This window comes from Parafrankia sp. Ea1.12, assembly GCF_900465275.1.
GTDB classification, from domain to species: Bacteria; Actinomycetota; Actinomycetes; order Frankiales; family Frankiaceae; genus Parafrankia; species Parafrankia soli.
Genome location: NZ_UBIZ01000142.1, coordinates 1 through 17,394, shown reverse-complemented (window position 1 = coordinate 17,394; position 17,394 = coordinate 1). Strand labels below are relative to the sequence as shown.

Below are 17,394 nucleotides of genomic sequence, written 5' to 3'. Positions count from 1 at the left end.
CTCCAAGCCTGCTCAGAACCCGCCCCCTGAACCCGTCCCGGAGGCACCCGATGTCCACCCTGGCCTCTTCCACCGGCCCCGCCCGCGGCCGGGGCCACGCCGCCGCCTGGTGGTTTGCGCTCAGCGCGGTGGCCATCGCGCTGTTCGCCCCGCTTCCCTACCTGACAACGTCCCTGACGGCCCTGGCCGAGCAGGACAGCGACCTGGCGCTGAACTACGTCGACCGGCCGACGCCGATCCAGATCGCGTTCTACCTGCACGTCGCGTTCGGGGGACTTGCCCTGCTGCTCTCGCCTGTCCAGCTCTCCGCGCGGGTGAGAGCCCGAGCACCCAGGCTGCATCGGACGGCCGGACGGATCACGCTCAGCGCCATCCTGGTCGCCGGGGTCGCGGGAGCCGTGCTGGCGTCGGTGAACCTCGCGGGTCCGGTCGGCACCGCCGGCTTCGGTCTGCTGGCGCTGTTGTGGGTGAGCTTCGCCGTCGCGGCGTGGCGGGCCATCCGCCACCGCGACGTCCCCGCCCACCGGCGCTGGGCGCTGCGGGCGTTCGCCCTGACCTATGCCGCGGTGACCCTGCGGCTGTGGCTGGGGGTGCTGATCGCCACGCAGACCGGGCTGGCGGGCACCGACGCCGACGTCGCGTTCGACCGGGCCTACCACGTCGTGCCGTTCCTGTGCTGGGTGCCGAACCTGCTCGTCGCCCAGTGGTTCCTCACCCGGCGGGAGGTGTCGGCATGACGGCGGCGGTGGCGCTGCGCGGCGTCAGCAAGGTCTACGGCCGACGGACCGCCGCCGTGACAGCGCTCGACGACGTCACGCTCGCCTTCGTCCGCGGCACCTTCACCGCGGTGATGGGTCCGTCGGGCTCGGGCAAGTCGACGCTGCTGCAGTGCGCGGCGGGTCTGGACCGGCCGACGGCGGGCGAGGTCTTCCTCGACGGCGAGAACCTGGCCCGGCTGAGCGAGAACGCGCTGACCGTGCTGCGCCGGGACCGGGTCGGCTTCGTCTTCCAGGCCTTCAACCTGGTGCCGTCCCTGACCGCCGAGCTGAACGTGGCCTTGCCACTGCGGCTGGCCGGACGGCGGCCGCGCCGGCGCGAGGTCCGGGAGGTGCTCGCGGCGGTGGGCCTGGCCGACCGGGGCCGGCGTCGGCCGGCGGAGCTGTCGGGCGGCCAGCAGCAGCGGGTGGCGATCGCGCGGGCGCTGGTGACCCGTCCGTCGGTGCTGTTCGCCGACGAGCCCACCGGCGCGCTGGACTCGACGACCGGCCGCGAGGTGCTGACGTTGCTGCGCGGACTGGTCGACCGGGACGGTCAGACCATCGTGATGGTGACGCACGACCCGGTCGCCGCCTCCCACGCGGACCGGGTGGTGTTCCTGGCCGACGGTCGGCCCGCGGGCGAGCTGCGCGATCCGACTCCGCGGACGGTCGCCGCCCGGCTGGCCGGCCTCGAGCCCGCGGCCGAGCCGGCCGAGCCGGCCGAGGCCACGGCAGCGGCCGTGACGCGCGCCAGAGCGGGTGAGCCGCCGAGCGGGCGTCTGACCGGGCCGGTGGGTGAGCGGCCATGATCCGGCTGGTCTGGCACACCGTCCGCGCCCGCAAGGGCAGCCTGGTGGGCACATTCGTCGCGCTGACGCTCGGCGTGGCGCTGCTGGCCGCGATGGCGCTGACCCTCGTGAGCAGCGTCGGGGGCGGCGGGAGCCGCCCGACCTGGTACGTCGATGCCGACGTGGTCGTGGCAGGTGGCGGCACTGTCAGTGTCACCACCGGTTCAGGCGAGGACCGGGAGACGGCCTCGCTGCGTACCGCCACCGCGCGCGGGCTGCCGAGCGGCCTGCGCGACCGTCTGGCCGGCCTGGACGCTTCCCTGGTGCTGGACTTCGCGGCGTACGCGACGGCGCCCGGAGCGCCCGGTGACACCGTCCGCCCGTGGTCGGCCGCCGCCCTGCACGCCTACGGGTGGGTCGCGGGCGGGCCGCCCCGTGGTGCTCGGGACGTCGTGCTCAGCGCCCCGACCGCCCACCGTCCCGGAGCCGAGATCACCGTCGTCACCGGGCGCGGCGTGGAGCGCTTCGTGGTCAGCGGCGTGCTGCGCACCGACGCCCCGGCGGCGCTGTACACCGCCGACGCCGTTGCCGAGGAGCTCGCCGACGGCCGCGTCGCGGCGGTCGCGCTGAACGCGCCGGGCACCGGCCCGGCCGGCGCCAGCACACCCTCCGTCATGTCGTTGGCCGACGCCGCCCGCGCCGTCGTCGGCGACACCGCGCTCGAGGACGGCTCCGTTCAGGTGCTCACCGGCGACGACCGGCGCCGAGCCGAGCCGGACCCCGACGCCGAGCGGCGGACGGAGGCGGTCGCCCTGCTCGCCGCCACCACGGGGCTCGCCGGCTTCGTGTCGATCTTCGTGGTCTCCGGGACGTTCGCCTACGCCGTGACGGCCCGGCGCCATGAGTTCGGCCTGCTGCGGGCCGCCGGCGCCACGCCCCGCCAGGTCTTTCGGATCGTGCTCGGCGAGGCCCTCACCGTCGGCGTGCTCGCCTCGCTGGCCGGCGGTGCCCTGGGAGCCGCGATCGCCCCGGACTTCGCCGCGCGCCTGGCCCGCACCGGGTTCGTGCCCAGCGACTTCACCGCCCGGTTCGTCTTCTGGCCGGTGGCCGCCGCGTTCGGGACCGGGCTGGGCGTGGCCCTGCTCGGTGCCTGGGTGGCGGCGCGGCGAGCGGGGCGGGTGCGCCCGGTCGAGGCGCTGCGCGACGCGGCGGTGGACCGCCGGCCGATGACGACGGCGCGCGCGCTGGCCGGCCTGCTCGCTCTCGGCTGCTGCGTGCCGCTGGTCGCGGTGCTGGTGGCGAACCCGAGCGCGGACGCCGTCGCGCTCATCATGATCACGACGCTGTTCCTGATCGTCGCCTGCGCGATGTTCGCTCCGCTCGTGGTGCCACCGCTGGTGTCGCTGCTCAGTGCCCCGCTGTCGGGGTCGTCGGGGGCGGTGGGCCTGCTCGCCGGCCATGGCGCGCGGGCGGCCGTGCTGCGCACCGCCGCGACCGCGGCGCCGATCCTGGTGACCGTCGGGATTGCCGGCTCCACCCTGACCGGGCTCGGCACCCTGCAGGCGGCGACGCAGAACACGGCACGGGAGCGGATCACGGCCGAGGCACTCACCATCCCCGTCACCGGGAAGGGGCTGCCCGACGCGAGCGTCGCCGCCCTGCGCGAGGTCCCCGGGGTGAGTGCCGCCGTTCCCGTCACCGAGAGCCGGGTCTACGTTCGGGACGGCGACGAGCCGGAGGGCTGGACCGGCTACTACTCGTCGGGCGCGGACCTCGCCGCCGTACTCGACGTCCCCCTGGTCGCGGGATCGCTGGCCGACCTCGCCGGCACCGACACGGTCGCCGTTCCGGAGGGTCGCTGGGAGCTCGGCGAGACGGCCGAGCTGTGGCTCGGTGACTCGACGCCGGCACGGCTGCGGGTGGTGGCCGTCTTCGAGAGGCAGCTCGACCTCTCGGAGACCGTCCTGCTGCCGTCGCGGCTGCGCGACCGCCACGCCCTCCCGGTGGCCGACGTCGTCTACCTGCGGCTGGCACCGGACGCGTCGTTGGAACAGGTACACGCGGCGGCCGCCGCCGGTGCCGGAACGGTGGTCGACACCGGGAGCTACCTCTCGGCGGCGGGCGAGGAGGAGGCACGGGTGAACCGGCAGGCGTCGGTCGCCATGCTCGGCCTGTCGCTCGTCTACACCGGCATCGCGATCGCCAACACCCTCGTGATGGCGACCCGGGACCGCGCACGGGAGTTCGCGACCATCCGGCTCGCCGGTGCCACCCGCCGTCAGGTGCTGTGGGTGGTCGGCACCGAGGCGGTGCTGGTGACCTGCATCGGGGTGCTGCTGGCCGCGGTCGTCACGGCGGTCACGGCGCTCGGTGCCCGCCACGGCCTGGCGACATCGCGCCGTCCGTGCCGCTGGCCGTGCCCTGGGCTCCGCTCGCCGGGATCGTCCTGACCTGCCTGGTCACGGCCGTGCTGGCCAGCGTGATCCCGGCCGCGCTGCTGCTGCGTCGCCGCCCCGCCGAGCTGGCCGGCGTCCGCGAGTAGGCCCGCCGGCGCGGGCATGATCCCTCGCGGGGCCGCCTCCGGTCAGATCCAGCCGCGGACGCGGGCGAGCTGGACGGCCTCGTGCCGGTTGACCGCGCCCAGCTTGCGACCGCCGACGACAGGTAGTTGCGCACGGTGCCCCGCGACAGCGACACCCGTGCCGCGATCTCCTCCACCGGCGCGCCGCCAGCGGCCAGCTCCGGCACCTCCGCCTCGCGCGGCGTCAGCGGGCTGTCCCCGGCCGCGATCGCCTCGGCCGCCAGCTCCGGGTCCACGTACCGGCCGCCGCCGTGCACCACCCGCACCACGTCGGCGAGCACCTGCACGGACACGGTCTTGGGCAGGAAGCCGCGCGCTCCGGCGGCGAGCGCCCGCCTGAGATAGCCGGGCCGCCCGTGGCTGGTCACGATCACGTTGGCGCACGCGGGCAGGTCGGCGTGCAGCGCCTGGGCGACAGCAATGCCGTCCAGGCCGGGCATCTGCAGGTCGAGCAGCGCGACGTCGGGGCGGTGGAGCCGGGCCGTCACCAGCGCCTCCGGCCCGGATGCCGCCTGCGCGACCACCGTGATGTCGTCCTCCATGGACAGAACCGTGCACAATGCGAACCGCTACCCCACCATCCCCGGCCCCACGATCACCATCCCTGACCGCAGGGACAGGCCGTCTACCAGCGGAAACGTGCGGCCTCGCCGTCGTGCGTCCGCGCACGGGGCGCGGGCCACGACCCCGGGATGACACCAAGTGTCGGGGCCAGCAGGCCATGGCCCCGACCATCAGCCCGGACGTCCGCGTTGGGCGGTGCGCTCGGGTAGCGGGAACGACGCGGCCACGATGACCGGGATTGCATGGTGGGATGCTGCCCGCTGTTCAATCACTTCGCTGGACCGACATGCGGATAGGGAACCGGACGGGCGACCCCGACTCGGCGTCGCCCAGCCAGCCCATTCCAGGCACTCCCAGAAATGAGGACGGGGATCGGCCGGTGTTCGTTCGCCACACCGGCCGATCTCGCGGAGCTCGTAGGTGACGCGCGCCGTGACCCACCGTCATATGGCCACCGCGAATGTCGGGCCGCACCGGAACGTCCGCGCGCACAACGCGCATGCATCTTCCCAGTACAGGGTCGACGGTGGATCCGCGCAGGAGGTATGCCAGGTTGCTCAATTTGCGGAGCAACCGGCTTTTAACCAGCTCGAATGATGGTCATAGACCGCGCCTCCAGTTGATCAAAATTGCTTTGACCTGCATGGTTGGAGAACCTAACCGATCGGCATTCGATTTCAGAATTTCACTAGCGCTCAATGCGCGCTCATTTGACCGGGCCCCGAAAAATGATTTCGAGCAGGCCCGGCAATGTGCGGCTCGACCCTCTGGAGAGGGTTGTCCCGAACATGCCTGGTTATGATCGACACCGAGCTCACCCACGCCATCTGACCACCGGCCGGCCGGACCCCAGCATGCGCGTCTACCTCACGACACAACAGTGCCGACGCAGGTAAACCTGGAAGACCGGGTCAGGATGGGTCGAGCTGTGAGGCCAGGTAAACGATATCGACCGGGTCACCGTTAGTGAGCACGTCATGCACCTCGCGGTACGCCTGGCGGTACTCGGAAAGGATGACGACAGCGCCGGCGGTGTCCACCGTCTCTCCGATTTCGACCGCCGCGTTGGCCAGGTGTCGGACGCCACGGTTGGCGCGCTCCGCGGTGAGCAGGCGGGCAGCGATTGCGTCGAGTCGGCTGGTATCGCCCATCATGACCTTCAATTCCCGTTTCGAGGTGGCTGTGCTCGCGCCGCTGTCGATGGTCTACCCATGATGGCCGGCAGCCGACCACGCGGGTAGCAACGTGGGTCGGGTAGCCCGGGGGGATCTCACCCCCGGGCTCCCACAGATCCCGGCGTGACGATCTCTCGTCACCGGGCTCCTGTCATCCTGTCCACCAGGATCCCGCGGCCCATGCCCAGTGGGCGAAGAGCCGGGGCTGCTGGCTGGTGATGCGCTGCCTGTGGGGTGCCAGAACTCGGCCACCGGCGTTGACCTGGCCTTCTTTAGCCGGCCCACAGCGGGTGCCGTCGTCACCCGCCTCGGCAGGAGCGGCTCTCCTACGCGGCTGAGGAGATCCGCAGTGCCGGTACGGACCACAACCCGTCGCTTCCGGCACGTGACGATCATGGCGGTGGTCAAACCGCAGGTCATCCCTGCTCACAGGCCCAGGCCGACTTCTGGCACCCCACACCATCCGGCAGGCAAATACGCAGGTCACCGCCCAAATCGGGGTTCTGGAGCCCCACAAGGCAAGGACAGGGTTTGCGGGGCCTGTGACCATGGCGGTGGACCTTCGGTGACGGCAGTGGTACGGCCGGGCGGAAGGATCAGCTATCGGCGGATGTCAGCGCACGTGTCGGATCGACAGCTCAGACGTGCTGACTGTGAGGGCGGTGAGTGTGATGGTCAGCGCCGCGTCGGACCCATCGACGCGACAGCGCCGCTGCCGGCGCACGGCTACGTCTCCCGCCCGGCCTGTCGGTTAGCGGTTACCGCCGACCAGAGTGGGTTGGGCCTGCGCCGGTGCCTCAAGTAGCTCCCCGGTCTCGATCGTCTCCGGCACGTCGAGCCTGTCGGTGACGTCCGGTGTGTAGTCCGGACCCGCGTTCAGCGCCTTTCGCATCTGCTCCTTGTCGAGGACGCCTTCCCAGTTCGCGACGACGAGGGTGGCGAGGGTGTTGCCACAGACGTTGGTGAGCGCCCGGCACTCCGACATAAACTTGTCGACCCCGAAGATCAGCATGATGGCGGCGACCGGAATTGTCCCGACGGTCGACAGCGTCGCCGCGAGCACGATGAAGCCGGAGCCGGTGACCCCGGCAGCGCCTTTGGAGGTCAGTAGCAGCACACCGATGATGGTGAGCTGCTCGCCGAGGGAGAGGTCGACGCCGACCGCCTGGGCGAGGTACAGACTGGCGAGCGTCAGGTAGATGCAGGTCCCGTCCAGGTTGAAAGAGTATCCGGTAGGAACTGTGAGACCCACGACCTGGCGTGGCGCTCCGAGTCTCTCCAGTTTTGTCATGATTTGCGGAAGGACAGATTCGGAGGACGATGTCCCAAGGACGATCAGGAGTTCCTCTCGGATGTATCGCAGCAGCTTGAAGATGTTCACGCCGATGGTCGCAGCAATCGTGCCGAGCACAACGACAACGAAGAACAGAGACGTGCCGTAGAAGACCGCGACAAGCTTTCCGAGGCTGGTGAGGGTGTCGATTCCGTACTTGCCGATAGTGAAGGCCATGGCGCCGAACGCGCCGACTGGCGCCGCGTACATGATGAACCGGAGTACCTGGAACATGGTGCGGCCGACCCGCTCGATTCCGCCGGCGATTGCGGCACCTTGCTTGCCGGTGAGGTTCAGTGCGATGCCGAATAGTACGGCGAAGAACAGTACTTGGAGCACCTTGCCCTCGGCGAACGCGCCGACCACGCTGTCCGGTACAACGTCTGCCAGGTGATCGCCCCAGCCCTTTGACTCGCCCTGTGCGATGTACCCGCCGACGGTCTCATTGACCGACAGCGTGTCCGGGTCGGCGTTGACGCCGTCACCGGGACGCAGCACGTTCATCACGACGAGCCCGAGCACCAGCGCGGCGGTGGTGACGAGCTCAAAGTAGGTGAACGCCTTCAGCCCCACCCGGCCTACCTTGCGCAGGTTGTCGACCTGCGCGATGCCGCCGACCACTGTGCAGAACACGATGGGAGCGATGATCATTTTGATGGCGTCGACGAAAGTCGTGCCGAGTGGCTGAAGGTCGACACCGACTCCTGGGGAGAAGTGGCCCACTAGGATTCCGGCGACGATCCCCGCCAGCACCCAGACGTAAAGCTGCCGGTACCAGCGCCGGCGTGCGGGTCCCGTCCGCGACGGGGCCGATAACGTGGTCATGCGAGCCTCCTAGCCGGGCGGTTCCGTGTACCCGCCCCGTGTGGTGGCGTTACAGTGGCTGCGTTCACGATCATGGGTCACGGTTTTGGTCGTACTGTTCACGGCGTCTGGTGCCAACTGGTCCCGGCCGGCACACTGGGCCGATGGCCACAACACCCGGTGGTGCGGACGACCCCGGCGGCGGTCGCGGCACGCGGCTGAGCCGGCGCAGCATCGCGGGCCAGGTGCTCGTCCTGCAGGTCGCGGTGGTCGTACTCCTCGTGGTGGCTGCGGTTGCCGCCTCGGTGCTACAGGCCCGTCGCACGGCGGAACACCAAGCACGCGATCTCGCCGTCGCGGTCGCGGAGACCTTCGCCCATGCTCCAGGGATGGTCGCGGCCCTGAGCTCGGCCGATCCGAGCGCTTCGCTGCAGCCGCTGACCGAGGCCACCCGAGCCCGGACCGGGGTCGACTTCCTCGTCGTGATGAATCCGGTCGGGATCCGGTACACCCACCCTGACCCGACCCGAATCGGCCAGCGCTTCCTCGGACACACCGAACCAGCGGTACGAGGCGAGGTGGTCACCGAGACCTACTCGGGAACGTTGGGCCCGTCAGTACGCGCGGTCGTGCCGGTCACCGTCAGCGATGGGAAGATTGCCGCTCTGGTCGCCGCAGGCATCACCGTCGAGAACGTCAGCCAGACGGCCGGCCGGCAACTCCCGGTACTCCTGGTTGCCGGACTGGCTGCCGTCGCGCTAGCGGTGGGCGGCACGGTGCTGGTCAACCGCCGCCTTCGGCGGCAGACTCGCGGCCTCGGCCCGGTAGAGATCACCAGGATGTACGAACATCACGACACCGTGCTGCACGCTGTTCGGGAAGGGGTTCTCATCGTCGATGACCAGGCTCGGGTGCTCCTGGCCAATAACGAGGCCCGCCGGCTCCTCGGCCTCCCGTCGGACGCCCATGGGCGGCCGGTCGCGGAACTCGGCCTTGATCCGGCGGCGCTGGACCTACTCGGCAGTGGTCGTCCAGCCGAGGACACCGTGCTGCTGGCCGGCGACCGGATGCTCGCGGTCAATCAGAAACCCACCGTCCGCGACGGGAAACCGCTCGGCAGTGTCGCGACGATCCGGGACACCACCGAACTCCAAGCGCTGACCGGCGAACTCGACGCGGTCCGGGGCATGGCGGATGCGTTGCGTGCCCAGAGCCACGAAGCCGCGAACCAGCTTCATATCGTGGTCACCCTGATGCAGCTCGATCGGCTGGACGAGGCCGTCGAGTTCGCCACCGCCGGGCTCGCTGACTCACAGCAGCTCGCTGACCGGATGCTGACCGCCGTCGACGAGCCGGTCCTGGCGGCCCTGCTGCTCGGTAAGACCGCCCAGGCGGCCGAGCGCGGCGTGGAACTCGTCGTCACCGACGACACCCGGTTCGAGGTCTTCGACGTCGAGGCGGCTGAGCTGGTGACGGTCATCGGCAACCTCATCGACAACGCAATCGAGGCCGCGGTCGCAGGAGAGGCCCCGAGGCGGGTGACGGTCTCGGTGCGTACCGAGCCCGACGGCCTGACGGTCCGGGTCTCTGACACAGGTCATGGCCTCGATCCGACACAGGCCGCGGCGGCGTTCGAACGCGGCTGGACCACCAAGACGAGCACGTCAACGGGCGAGGCAGCACGCGGGCGAGGTCTCGGGCTCGCCCTGGTCCGGCAGGTCGTCCGGCGCCACGGCGGCCAGATCGAGGTGGGTCGCGACAGCGGTGCGGTGTTCACTGTCCGCATCCCTCGGCAACACGGGAGCGTCGACATGTCCACGGCGATGACTCCGGCCCGATGAGGTTGCCCACGCGATGATGAGCCGACCCGGCGCGCCGATTCGCACACTCGTCGTCGATGACGACCAGGTCATCGCCGACGCCCACCGCAGCTACGTCGAAAAGCTGCCCGGGTTCGTCGTCACCGACGTGGCCATCAGCGGCCGTCACGCCCTTCACCTCGCCAGCCTGGGCAACGTCGATCTTGTCCTGCTCGACTTCCGCTTACCCGACATCGGCGGGCTCGACATCTGCCGCGCCCTGCGCGGCGGCGGCGCGCCGCTCGACGTCATCGCCGTAACGTCGGCACGCGACCTGCCCACCGTCCGCTCGGCGGTCTCATACGGTGTGGTCCAGTACATCGTCAAACCGTTCACCTTCACGGTGTTCCGTGACCGCCTCGAGCGCTACGCAGCCTACCGAACCCAGATCACCGCGCACACGGATGCCGACGTCCTCGGCCAGCGAGACGTGGACCGAGCCCTGGCCACACTACGAAGCGCTGAATCCGACACCGTCCACCAGCCGAAAGGTCTGTCGGTAGAAACCCTCGACGCGGTTGTCGCCTACCTCAGCAGAGCTGCCGCCAAACCCGGCGCCGCGGACCTGACCGCAGCCGGGGTGGCAGCCGCGGTCGGCATCTCCCGCGTCACCGCGCGCCGCTACCTCGAACGGCTCACGAACCAACGCCTGGTGAACCGATCCCAACGATACGGAAGCGGTGGACGACCCGAATACCTCTACCGATGGATAGGTAACTGAACGGCAGCCTCCGCGTCCTCGACGGACCAGTCGAGATGAGTTGTGGGTGCCCGAAACTCGTCCGCAGGACCTGACCAGGGCTTCTGTCTCACCCGATGATCGATAGGCCTTCCCCCGGAGGCGATCGGACACCTATACCCTGTGGGGCTCCAGAACCCGGATTTGGGCGGTGACCTGCATGTTTGTCTGCCGGACGGGGCCCGCGTCGGGCAGGCTGGATGGTCATGGTGTGGTCGCTGCTCCACGCCCTGACACGCAACGCTCTCGGACTGATGCTGCTCCGCGTGCGCGGCGACACCGCGAAAGACGTGGAGCTCCTCGTCCTACGACATCAGGTGGCGGTGCTTCGACGGCAGGCGAACAGCCCGACGCTGGAACCGGCGGACCGCGTCATCCTCGCAGCCCTGTCCCGGCTGCTCCCCCGGGCCCGCTGGGGTTCGCTCTTCGTCACCCCAGCCACCGTGCTGCGCTGGCACCGTGACCTCCTCGCACGAAAATGGACCTACCCCCGCAAGACCCCCCCGGGCGGCCGCCGGTCCGCCGGGAGATCCGCGAACTGGTCCTACGCCTCGCGCAGGAGAACCCGACCTGGGGCCACCGCCGGATCCAGGGAGAACTGATCGGGCTGGGCTACCCGGTCGGGGTCGCCACCGTCTGGCGGATCCTGCACCGCGCCGGCATCGACCCCGCACCCCGCAGGTCCGACACCTCCTGGCGCACGTTCCTACGCACCCAGGCCTCCGGCATCCTGGCCTGCGACTTCTTCACCGTCGACACCGCGTTCCTCCAACGGATCTACGTGTTCTTCGTCGTCGAACACGCCACCCGCCATGTCCACCTCCTCGGGGTCACGAAGCACCCGACCACGGCCTGGGTCACCCAGCAGGCACGGAACCTGCTGATGGACCTTGAGGAGCGCAGCCACCGGTTCCGGTTCCTCCTCCGTGACCGCGATACGAAGTTCACGGCTTCCGTCGACGCTGTCTTCGCCGGGGCCGGCATCGACGTGGTGCGCACACCACCGCAAGCCCCGCAGGCGAACGCGATCGCGGAACGCCGGATCGGCACCGCCCGCCGGGAATGCACCGACAGGCTGCTGATCGTCTCCGGACGGCACCTGACGTCGGTCCTCGACAGCTACGCGGAGCATTTCAACACCCACCGCCCCCACCGCTCCCTCAGCCAGCACCTGACCCGCCACCCGCAGTCGCCCCAATCCCGGAGTCCACCGTCCGTCGCACACGCATCCTCGACGGCATGATCAACGAATATCGCAACGCCGCCTGACCACTTCCACAGAAGATCACGTCAACCGCAAAAGACCAGCTCACAGGCCGAAACCCGGGTTCTGGAGCCCCACAGGGTCACCTTCGCGCTTCTTGGCCACCAGCCTTACGACCAGCTCAATGTGGAGGCGTTCGCGACGCCGACTTTGAGATCCCCGGCCTGTCGATGTCCTGGCCCAGCCCGAGCGATCTGATGAGGTCGAGGAGCTCGACGCGGTAGAGCTCGGCGGGGTCATTGGTCAGGAGGCCGAGGTGGCCGTGGACCTCGAGTGCGACGAGGCCGTGCATGCGGCCCCAGACGCGCATGGCGAGGGCGACCCCGGCGGGTGGTAGCTCGGGAAAGGCGTCGCGGACGGCTGTCACCAGGTCGGGTGCGAAGTCGGACCACTGATGGTCGCCCACGGGCTGGACGGGTTCGGCATGGGGCCACGCGGCGGCGACGAGCTCGGTGAGCGCCAGGCAGGCCCGCTTGGCGGCGTCGAAGGTGGATCCGTCGCCGGGCGCGTGGTGGCCGGGCGCCGGATGATCGTAGATCAGCCGGAAGCGTTCCGGGTTGGCCACCGACCATCGGCGCACGGCCTGCCCCAGGGCCAGGATCCGGCCAGCGATGTCGTCGGGTGGGAGGGCGTCGCGGGCGATCTCTACCTCGTCCATAAGCGACGTGTAGACGTCGTTGATGAGCCTCGCGATCAACGCGTCGCGGGTGGCGAAGTAGCTGTAGATGGCGCTGCCGCTCATGTCCATCTCGCGGGCGATGGCGCGCAGGGAGATGGCGTCGGGGCCGCCCTCGGCCATGTGCCGCAACGCGATGGCCTGGATCTCGGCGGTGGTCTGCGCCCGTAGCCGCGCCCGTCGGCCTGGTGTCTGCTCTCCCACACTCGACATCGTACGACGCGCTTGTATAGTGCTCTGCATGGAAACTAAGCACTGCACGGGAATCGGTCGGTAGACGAGATACGGTCGGCGCACGAGATCCGCGCCCTCGGTCGCGGGGTTGTCCAGGGCTGTGGTGTTCGACGCTGTCCCGTCCGGTTCCCGCCTCGGGCAGGAGGCCGCAGGTCGTCGATGCCGCCAGACCGGCCCTCTACGACTTCGCCGCCGGCGACGGAAAGATCGTCATCGCCATCCAGCACCGACCAAGGCCGATTCTTTTGGGAGTTCGGATCACCCCGAGCAGGCATGCCCGTCGCAACCGGCTCCGATGCCGATGCCGCCGTCTTCAGCAACGGGCGTATTCGGCACGCCTATGCCTTCTTCGACACCAACGCCGGCTTACCACGGACACCCCTGGAAGGAATCACATGACGTTCGCACTCGATCCCCAGCTCGCAGTGGCCATAGCACCGTTCCTGGCAGCCGCGCCAGAAGTCGAGCCCCCGCCGGTGGGTGACTGGAAGACGCGGCGGGTGAGCGTTGAAGCGGCGCTGGCGCAAATGATCGATGCCTTGCCTGCACCCGAGGACGTGACGACCACGGACTACCAGACCAACGCCCACGATGGCGCCACTATCGCCCTGCGCTGGTATACCGCGCGCGAGTCGATGCCCGGATCGGCCGTCCTCTACTTCCACGGCGGCGGAATGATTCTCGGCAGTGTCGAACTCTACGATCCGTGGGTCGCCCGATACGTATCGGCAACCGGTGTCCCCATGTTGTCGGTCGAGTATCGCCTCGCCCCGGAGCACTCCCACCCCACGCCGGTGGAGGACTGCTACGCCGCGCTGCGGTGGTTGGCTGACCACGCAGTCGAGCTCGGGGTCGACCCAGCACGGATCGCGGTCATGGGCGACAGCGGAGGCGGTGGACTGGCCGCCGCGGTGGCCCTGCTGGCACGCGACCGAGGCGGCCCCGCACTGGCCCGACAGATCCTGATCTACCCGATGCTCGATGACCGCAACACCACGCCCGATCCCGCGATCGCACCGTTCGCGGGCTGGAACTACGACGACAACATCACCGGATGGGGTGCGCTGCTCGGCGCCGCGTACGGCGGGCCCGACGTCCCGCCGTACGCGGCGCCGGCCCGAGCAGACGACCTCACCGGCCTGCCACCGGCCTACGTCGAGGTGGGCGAGCTCGACATCTTCCGTGACGAGAGCATCGAGTATGCACGTCGGCTCGCGGCGGCCGGCGTTTCCACCGAGTTGCACGTGCACCCCGGGGCGCCCCACGGGTTCGACGCGTTGGGACCGGAGACCGATGTCGGGCGGCGCGCCACCGCCGACCGCGTCCGAGTCCTGACCGGTCTTTGAACCAGCCCAAAAAACTGAACAAGCCAGGAACTCGGCCTCGGATATTCAGTCGGATATTCAGCCTGGTCGCCCGACCGCGGGCGCGGAATTCCCCGGTTCTTGCCGTGCCCCGGGGCGCATTCCCCACTGCCACCACGTAGGAGACAGACGACCCCATGACTAATTCACCGACTCGGTCGCCAGCGCGGTCGGGAGGCAGGCTCGCACTAATCGCGTTTGCCCAGCTCATCATCGCACTTGACTACAACATCGTGTACGTGGCGCTGCCCGAGATCGGCGCCGACCTCGACTTCTCGGCCCAGTCGCTGCAATGGGTGGTGAGTGCCTACGCCGTCGGCTTCGGTGGCCTGCTCCTGTTCGGCGGCCGCGCGGTCGACCGGCTCGGGGCACGCCGGATCTTCCTGGTCGCCGTCGCCATCTACGGCGTCTCGTCCCTCGCCGGCGGGCTCGCCACCGAACCTGGGCTGCTCGTGGCCGCGCGTGCCCTGCAGGGCATCGGCGGAGCGCTGCTCTTTCCCGCCATCCTCACGCTGATCTACAGCGGCTTCGCCGAGGGAGCCGAGCGCAACCGCGCCCTGGCCGTCTGGGGCGCCGTCGGCAGCGGCGGCCTCGCCGCCGGCTCCCTGCTCGGCGGTCTGTTCACCGACTGGTGGGGCTGGGAGTCCGTCCTCTTCGTCAACGTCCCGCTCGCGCTGATCGCCCTGCTGGCCGCGCCGCGACTGCTGCCGGCCGACGCGCCTGTCAAGCGCGGCGTCAAGGCGTTCGATGTGCCCGGCGCACTGCTTGCCACCGCAGGCTCCTCGCTCATCGTCTTCGGCCTGGCCAGCGGCCCGGAGTCCGGTTGGACCTCGGTCCGTGCGCTGGGCACCATTGTGATCGGCGGCGTGCTCCTCGTCGCCCTGCTGGTGACCGAAGCCCGCACCCCGGAGGGGCTCCTCCCGCTGCGGCTGGTGCGCACCCGCACCCTGGCCACGACCATGGCGGTCGCCTTCCTCTTCATGGGCACCCTCGCCACCGGCTATTACGTGCTCACCACCTACCTCCAGCCCGTCCTCGGCTACAGCCCCACGGAGGCGGGCCTGGCATTCCTTCCCGTCTGCGTGTTCTCCATGATCGGAGGACCAGTGACGGCCGTCCTGCTCAACAGATTCGGCATCCGCGCCACTCTGGCCGGGGCTCTGATGATCAACGGCGGCGGCGTGGCCCTCGTCTGCGTGGTCATGGCTGTGGATGGCTCGTTCTGGTCGATGCTGCCCGGCATGGTCCTGTGGGGCCTGGGCGGCGGCGTCGGCTTCACCGCCACCTTCGCGGCGGCCGGCATGGGTGTCGCGCCGATGGAACAGGGCGTCGCCTCGGCGGTGGCCTCCACCTCCCAGCAGATCGGCGGCGCCGTGGGCCTGGCCGCCCTGATCGCGGTCGCCAACCACGGACTCGACTACAACGCGGTCCCCGGGCCCACGCTGGACGAGATCGTTTACGGCCTCCGGTGGGCCGGCGTCCTCGCCGGCGCCCTCTCGGTCGTCGGCGGCTTCGTCGCCCTGATCCTCAAGAGCGGCAAGGCCGCCGCTGCCGCGGTCAGGGAAGAACCTGCTGGGGATGAAGATGAACAGGTGACCGCAAGCGGCACCGCCGACGAAGCGATCGTCACCGCCCAGTAACTCCCGCCCCACCCAAGCTCGTGGTCGGCGCACCGAGCGCAACCTGACGGCGACCGGGGCGTCGAGATGCCTGTGGGGTGCCAGAACTCGGTCACCGGTGTTGACCTGGGGTTTTAGGCGGCTCGTTCGTATTCGTTGATCAGGCCGCCGAGGATGGGTTGGCGCTTGACGCTTCGTCAGGTCGGCGATGGGGTGCTCGGACGGTGGTGGCTGAAGGTTGCGGCCGCGGTGGGGTCGTCGTCCGTTGTAGTGGGCGGCGTACGCGGTCAGGACGGTGGGCAGGTGCCGCTCGCCGAAGATCAGCATCCGGTCGGTGACCTCGGTCCGGACCGTGCGGACGAACCGTTCCGCGTAGGCGTTCGCCCGGGGCGTCCGGGGTGGGATCGTGACGGTGGTGATGCCGGCGTCGGCGAGGACCGCGCCGAAGGAGGCGGTGAACTGGCCGGCCCGGTCACGAACCAGAAATTGGAAGTCGGCCGCCCGGTCGCCGAAGTCCATGAGGAGGTTCCGGGCTTGTTGGGTGGTCCACGGTCCGTCCGGGTGAGCGGTGACCTGCGCGTTTGCTCGCCGGACAGGGCCTGTGTCGGGCAGGCTGGATGGTCATGGTGTGGTCGCTGCTCCACGCCCTGACACGCAACGCTCTCGGACTGACGTTGCTCCGCGTGCGTGGCGACACCGCGAAAGACGTGGAGCTCCTCGTCCTGCGACACCAGGTGGCGGTGCTGCGACGGCAGGTGAACCGCCCGACACTGGAACCGGCGGATCGGATGATCCTCGCAGCCCTGTCCCGGCTGCTACCCCGGGCCCGCTGGGGTTCGTTCTTCGTCACCCCGGCCACCGTGTTGCGCTGGCACCGTGATCTCCTCGCCCGAAAATGGACCCGAGGCGAACGGGACGACCTCCGGTCAGCACGGAGATCGCCGCACTGATCGAGCGGCTCGCGACCGAGAACACGACATGGGGCTACCGGCGGATCCAGGGCGAGCTCCTCAAACTCGGCCACCAAGTCAGCGCCTCCACGATCCGCCGGGTCCTGAAGTCCCTGGGTCTCCCACCGGCGCCCAGGCGGCAGACCGACGCGACCTGGCGGCAGTTCCTACGCACGCAGGCCTCGACGATGCTGGCCGTCGACTTCTTCCACGTGGACTGCGCCGTGACGCTGCGGCGCCTGTACTGCTTCTTCGTCATCGAGGTCGGCTCCCGCACCGTCCACATCCTCGGAGTCACCGCCCACCCGGACGGACCGTGGACCACCCAACAAGCCCGGAACCTCCTCATGGACCTCGGCAACCGGGCGGCCGACTTCCAGTTCCTGGTCCGTGACCGGGCCGGACAGTTCACCGCCTCCTTCGACGCGGTCCTCGCCGACGCCGGCATCACCACCGTCACGATCCCACCCCGGACGCCCCGGGCGAACGCCTACGCCGAACGGTTCGTCCGCACCGTCCGGACCAAGGTCACCGACCGGATGCTGATCTTCGGCGAGCGGCACCTGCCCACCGTCCTGACCGCGTACGCCGCCCACTACAACGGACGACGACCCCACCGCGGCCGCAACCTTCAGCCACCACCGTCCGAGCACCCCATCGCCGACCTGACGAAGCGTCAAGCGCCA

The 17,394-nt window shown here is 69.8% G+C and carries 11 protein-coding genes and 4 pseudogenes; 10 read left to right on the top strand and 5 right to left on the bottom strand.

Annotation, left to right across the window (positions count from 1 at the left end; translation table 11 throughout):
• From FMEAI12_RS03665 to FMEAI12_RS39445, 4 genes are all read left to right on the top strand, one after another.
• A partial coding sequence (locus tag FMEAI12_RS03665; protein ID WP_235013668.1) for a DUF2306 domain-containing protein occupies window positions 1–737 on the top strand: 737 nt, incomplete at its 5' end.
• The gene (locus FMEAI12_RS03660) at window positions 734–1,567 is read left to right on the top strand and encodes an ABC transporter ATP-binding protein (RefSeq protein WP_112104971.1); all 834 of its coding nucleotides are present in this window, start codon (window positions 734–736) and stop codon (window positions 1,565–1,567) included. The genes FMEAI12_RS03665 and FMEAI12_RS03660, both read left to right, overlap by 4 nt.
• A complete protein-coding gene (locus FMEAI12_RS03655) occupies window positions 1,564–3,996 on the top strand; it encodes an ABC transporter permease (RefSeq protein WP_235013667.1) in 2,433 nt (810 codons plus the stop codon). The genes FMEAI12_RS03660 and FMEAI12_RS03655 overlap by 4 nt, the downstream gene beginning before the upstream one ends.
• Window positions 3,963–4,088 carry a hypothetical protein gene (locus FMEAI12_RS39445; protein WP_304598613.1) on the top strand — a complete coding sequence of 42 codons (126 nt, stop codon included), beginning with the start codon at window positions 3,963–3,965 and terminating at the stop codon, window positions 4,086–4,088. Before FMEAI12_RS03655 ends, FMEAI12_RS39445 begins: the two co-directional genes overlap by 34 nt.
• Before the next feature lie 42 nt (window positions 4,089–4,130).
• Here the strand turns inward: FMEAI12_RS39445 and FMEAI12_RS03650 are convergent.
• The 3 genes and pseudogenes from FMEAI12_RS03650 to dctA form a co-directional block, all read right to left on the bottom strand.
• Window positions 4,131–4,687 (bottom strand): annotated as a pseudogene (locus FMEAI12_RS03650) (DNA-binding response regulator).
• 915 nt (window positions 4,688–5,602) lie between these two features.
• Window positions 5,603–5,845: a hypothetical protein gene (locus FMEAI12_RS03645; RefSeq protein ID WP_235013665.1), complete on the bottom strand. Its 243-nt coding sequence runs from the start codon at window positions 5,843–5,845 to the stop codon at window positions 5,603–5,605.
• Window positions 5,846–6,617: 772 nt separating this feature from the next.
• Window positions 6,618–8,024 carry a C4-dicarboxylate transporter DctA gene (gene dctA, locus FMEAI12_RS03635; RefSeq protein WP_112104969.1) on the bottom strand — a complete coding sequence of 469 codons (1,407 nt, stop codon included), beginning with the start codon at window positions 8,022–8,024 and terminating at the stop codon, window positions 6,618–6,620.
• Window positions 8,025–8,167: 143 nt separating this feature from the next.
• On the opposite strand from dctA, the gene FMEAI12_RS03630 reads away from it, so the two are divergent.
• The 3 genes and pseudogenes from FMEAI12_RS03630 to FMEAI12_RS03620 all read left to right on the top strand — a co-directional run bounded on the left by FMEAI12_RS03630 (window position 8,168) and on the right by FMEAI12_RS03620 (window position 11,870).
• A complete protein-coding gene (locus FMEAI12_RS03630; protein WP_112104968.1) occupies window positions 8,168–9,844 on the top strand; it encodes a sensor histidine kinase in 1,677 nt (558 codons plus the stop codon).
• A 13-nt stretch (window positions 9,845–9,857) separates the two neighbouring features.
• A complete protein-coding gene (locus FMEAI12_RS03625) occupies window positions 9,858–10,583 on the top strand; it encodes a response regulator (RefSeq protein ID WP_112104967.1) in 726 nt (241 codons plus the stop codon).
• Between the two features lie 182 nt (window positions 10,584–10,765).
• Window positions 10,766–11,870, top strand: a pseudogene (locus FMEAI12_RS03620) (integrase core domain-containing protein).
• Between the two features lie 116 nt (window positions 11,871–11,986).
• Here FMEAI12_RS03620 and FMEAI12_RS03615 read toward each other — a convergent pair.
• Window positions 11,987–12,754 carry a TetR/AcrR family transcriptional regulator gene (locus FMEAI12_RS03615; protein ID WP_235013664.1) on the bottom strand — a complete coding sequence of 256 codons (768 nt, stop codon included), beginning with the start codon at window positions 12,752–12,754 and terminating at the stop codon, window positions 11,987–11,989.
• A 416-nt stretch (window positions 12,755–13,170) separates the two neighbouring features.
• On the opposite strand from FMEAI12_RS03615, the gene FMEAI12_RS03610 reads away from it, so the two are divergent.
• Window positions 13,171–14,121, top strand: coding sequence for an alpha/beta hydrolase (locus FMEAI12_RS03610; protein ID WP_112104965.1), 951 nt, complete (start codon window positions 13,171–13,173; stop codon window positions 14,119–14,121).
• Between the two features lie 155 nt (window positions 14,122–14,276).
• Window positions 14,277–15,779: an MFS transporter gene (locus FMEAI12_RS03605; protein ID WP_112104964.1), complete on the top strand. Its 1,503-nt coding sequence runs from the start codon at window positions 14,277–14,279 to the stop codon at window positions 15,777–15,779.
• A gap of 113 nt (window positions 15,780–15,892) precedes the next feature.
• On the opposite strand, the pseudogene FMEAI12_RS03600 reads toward FMEAI12_RS03605, so the two are convergent.
• Window positions 15,893–16,331, bottom strand: a pseudogene (locus FMEAI12_RS03600) (integrase core domain-containing protein); the annotation flags it as partial.
• A gap of 8 nt (window positions 16,332–16,339) precedes the next feature.
• Between FMEAI12_RS03600 and FMEAI12_RS03595 the strand changes: the two are divergent.
• Window positions 16,340–17,394, top strand: a pseudogene (locus tag FMEAI12_RS03595) (integrase core domain-containing protein); the annotation flags it as partial.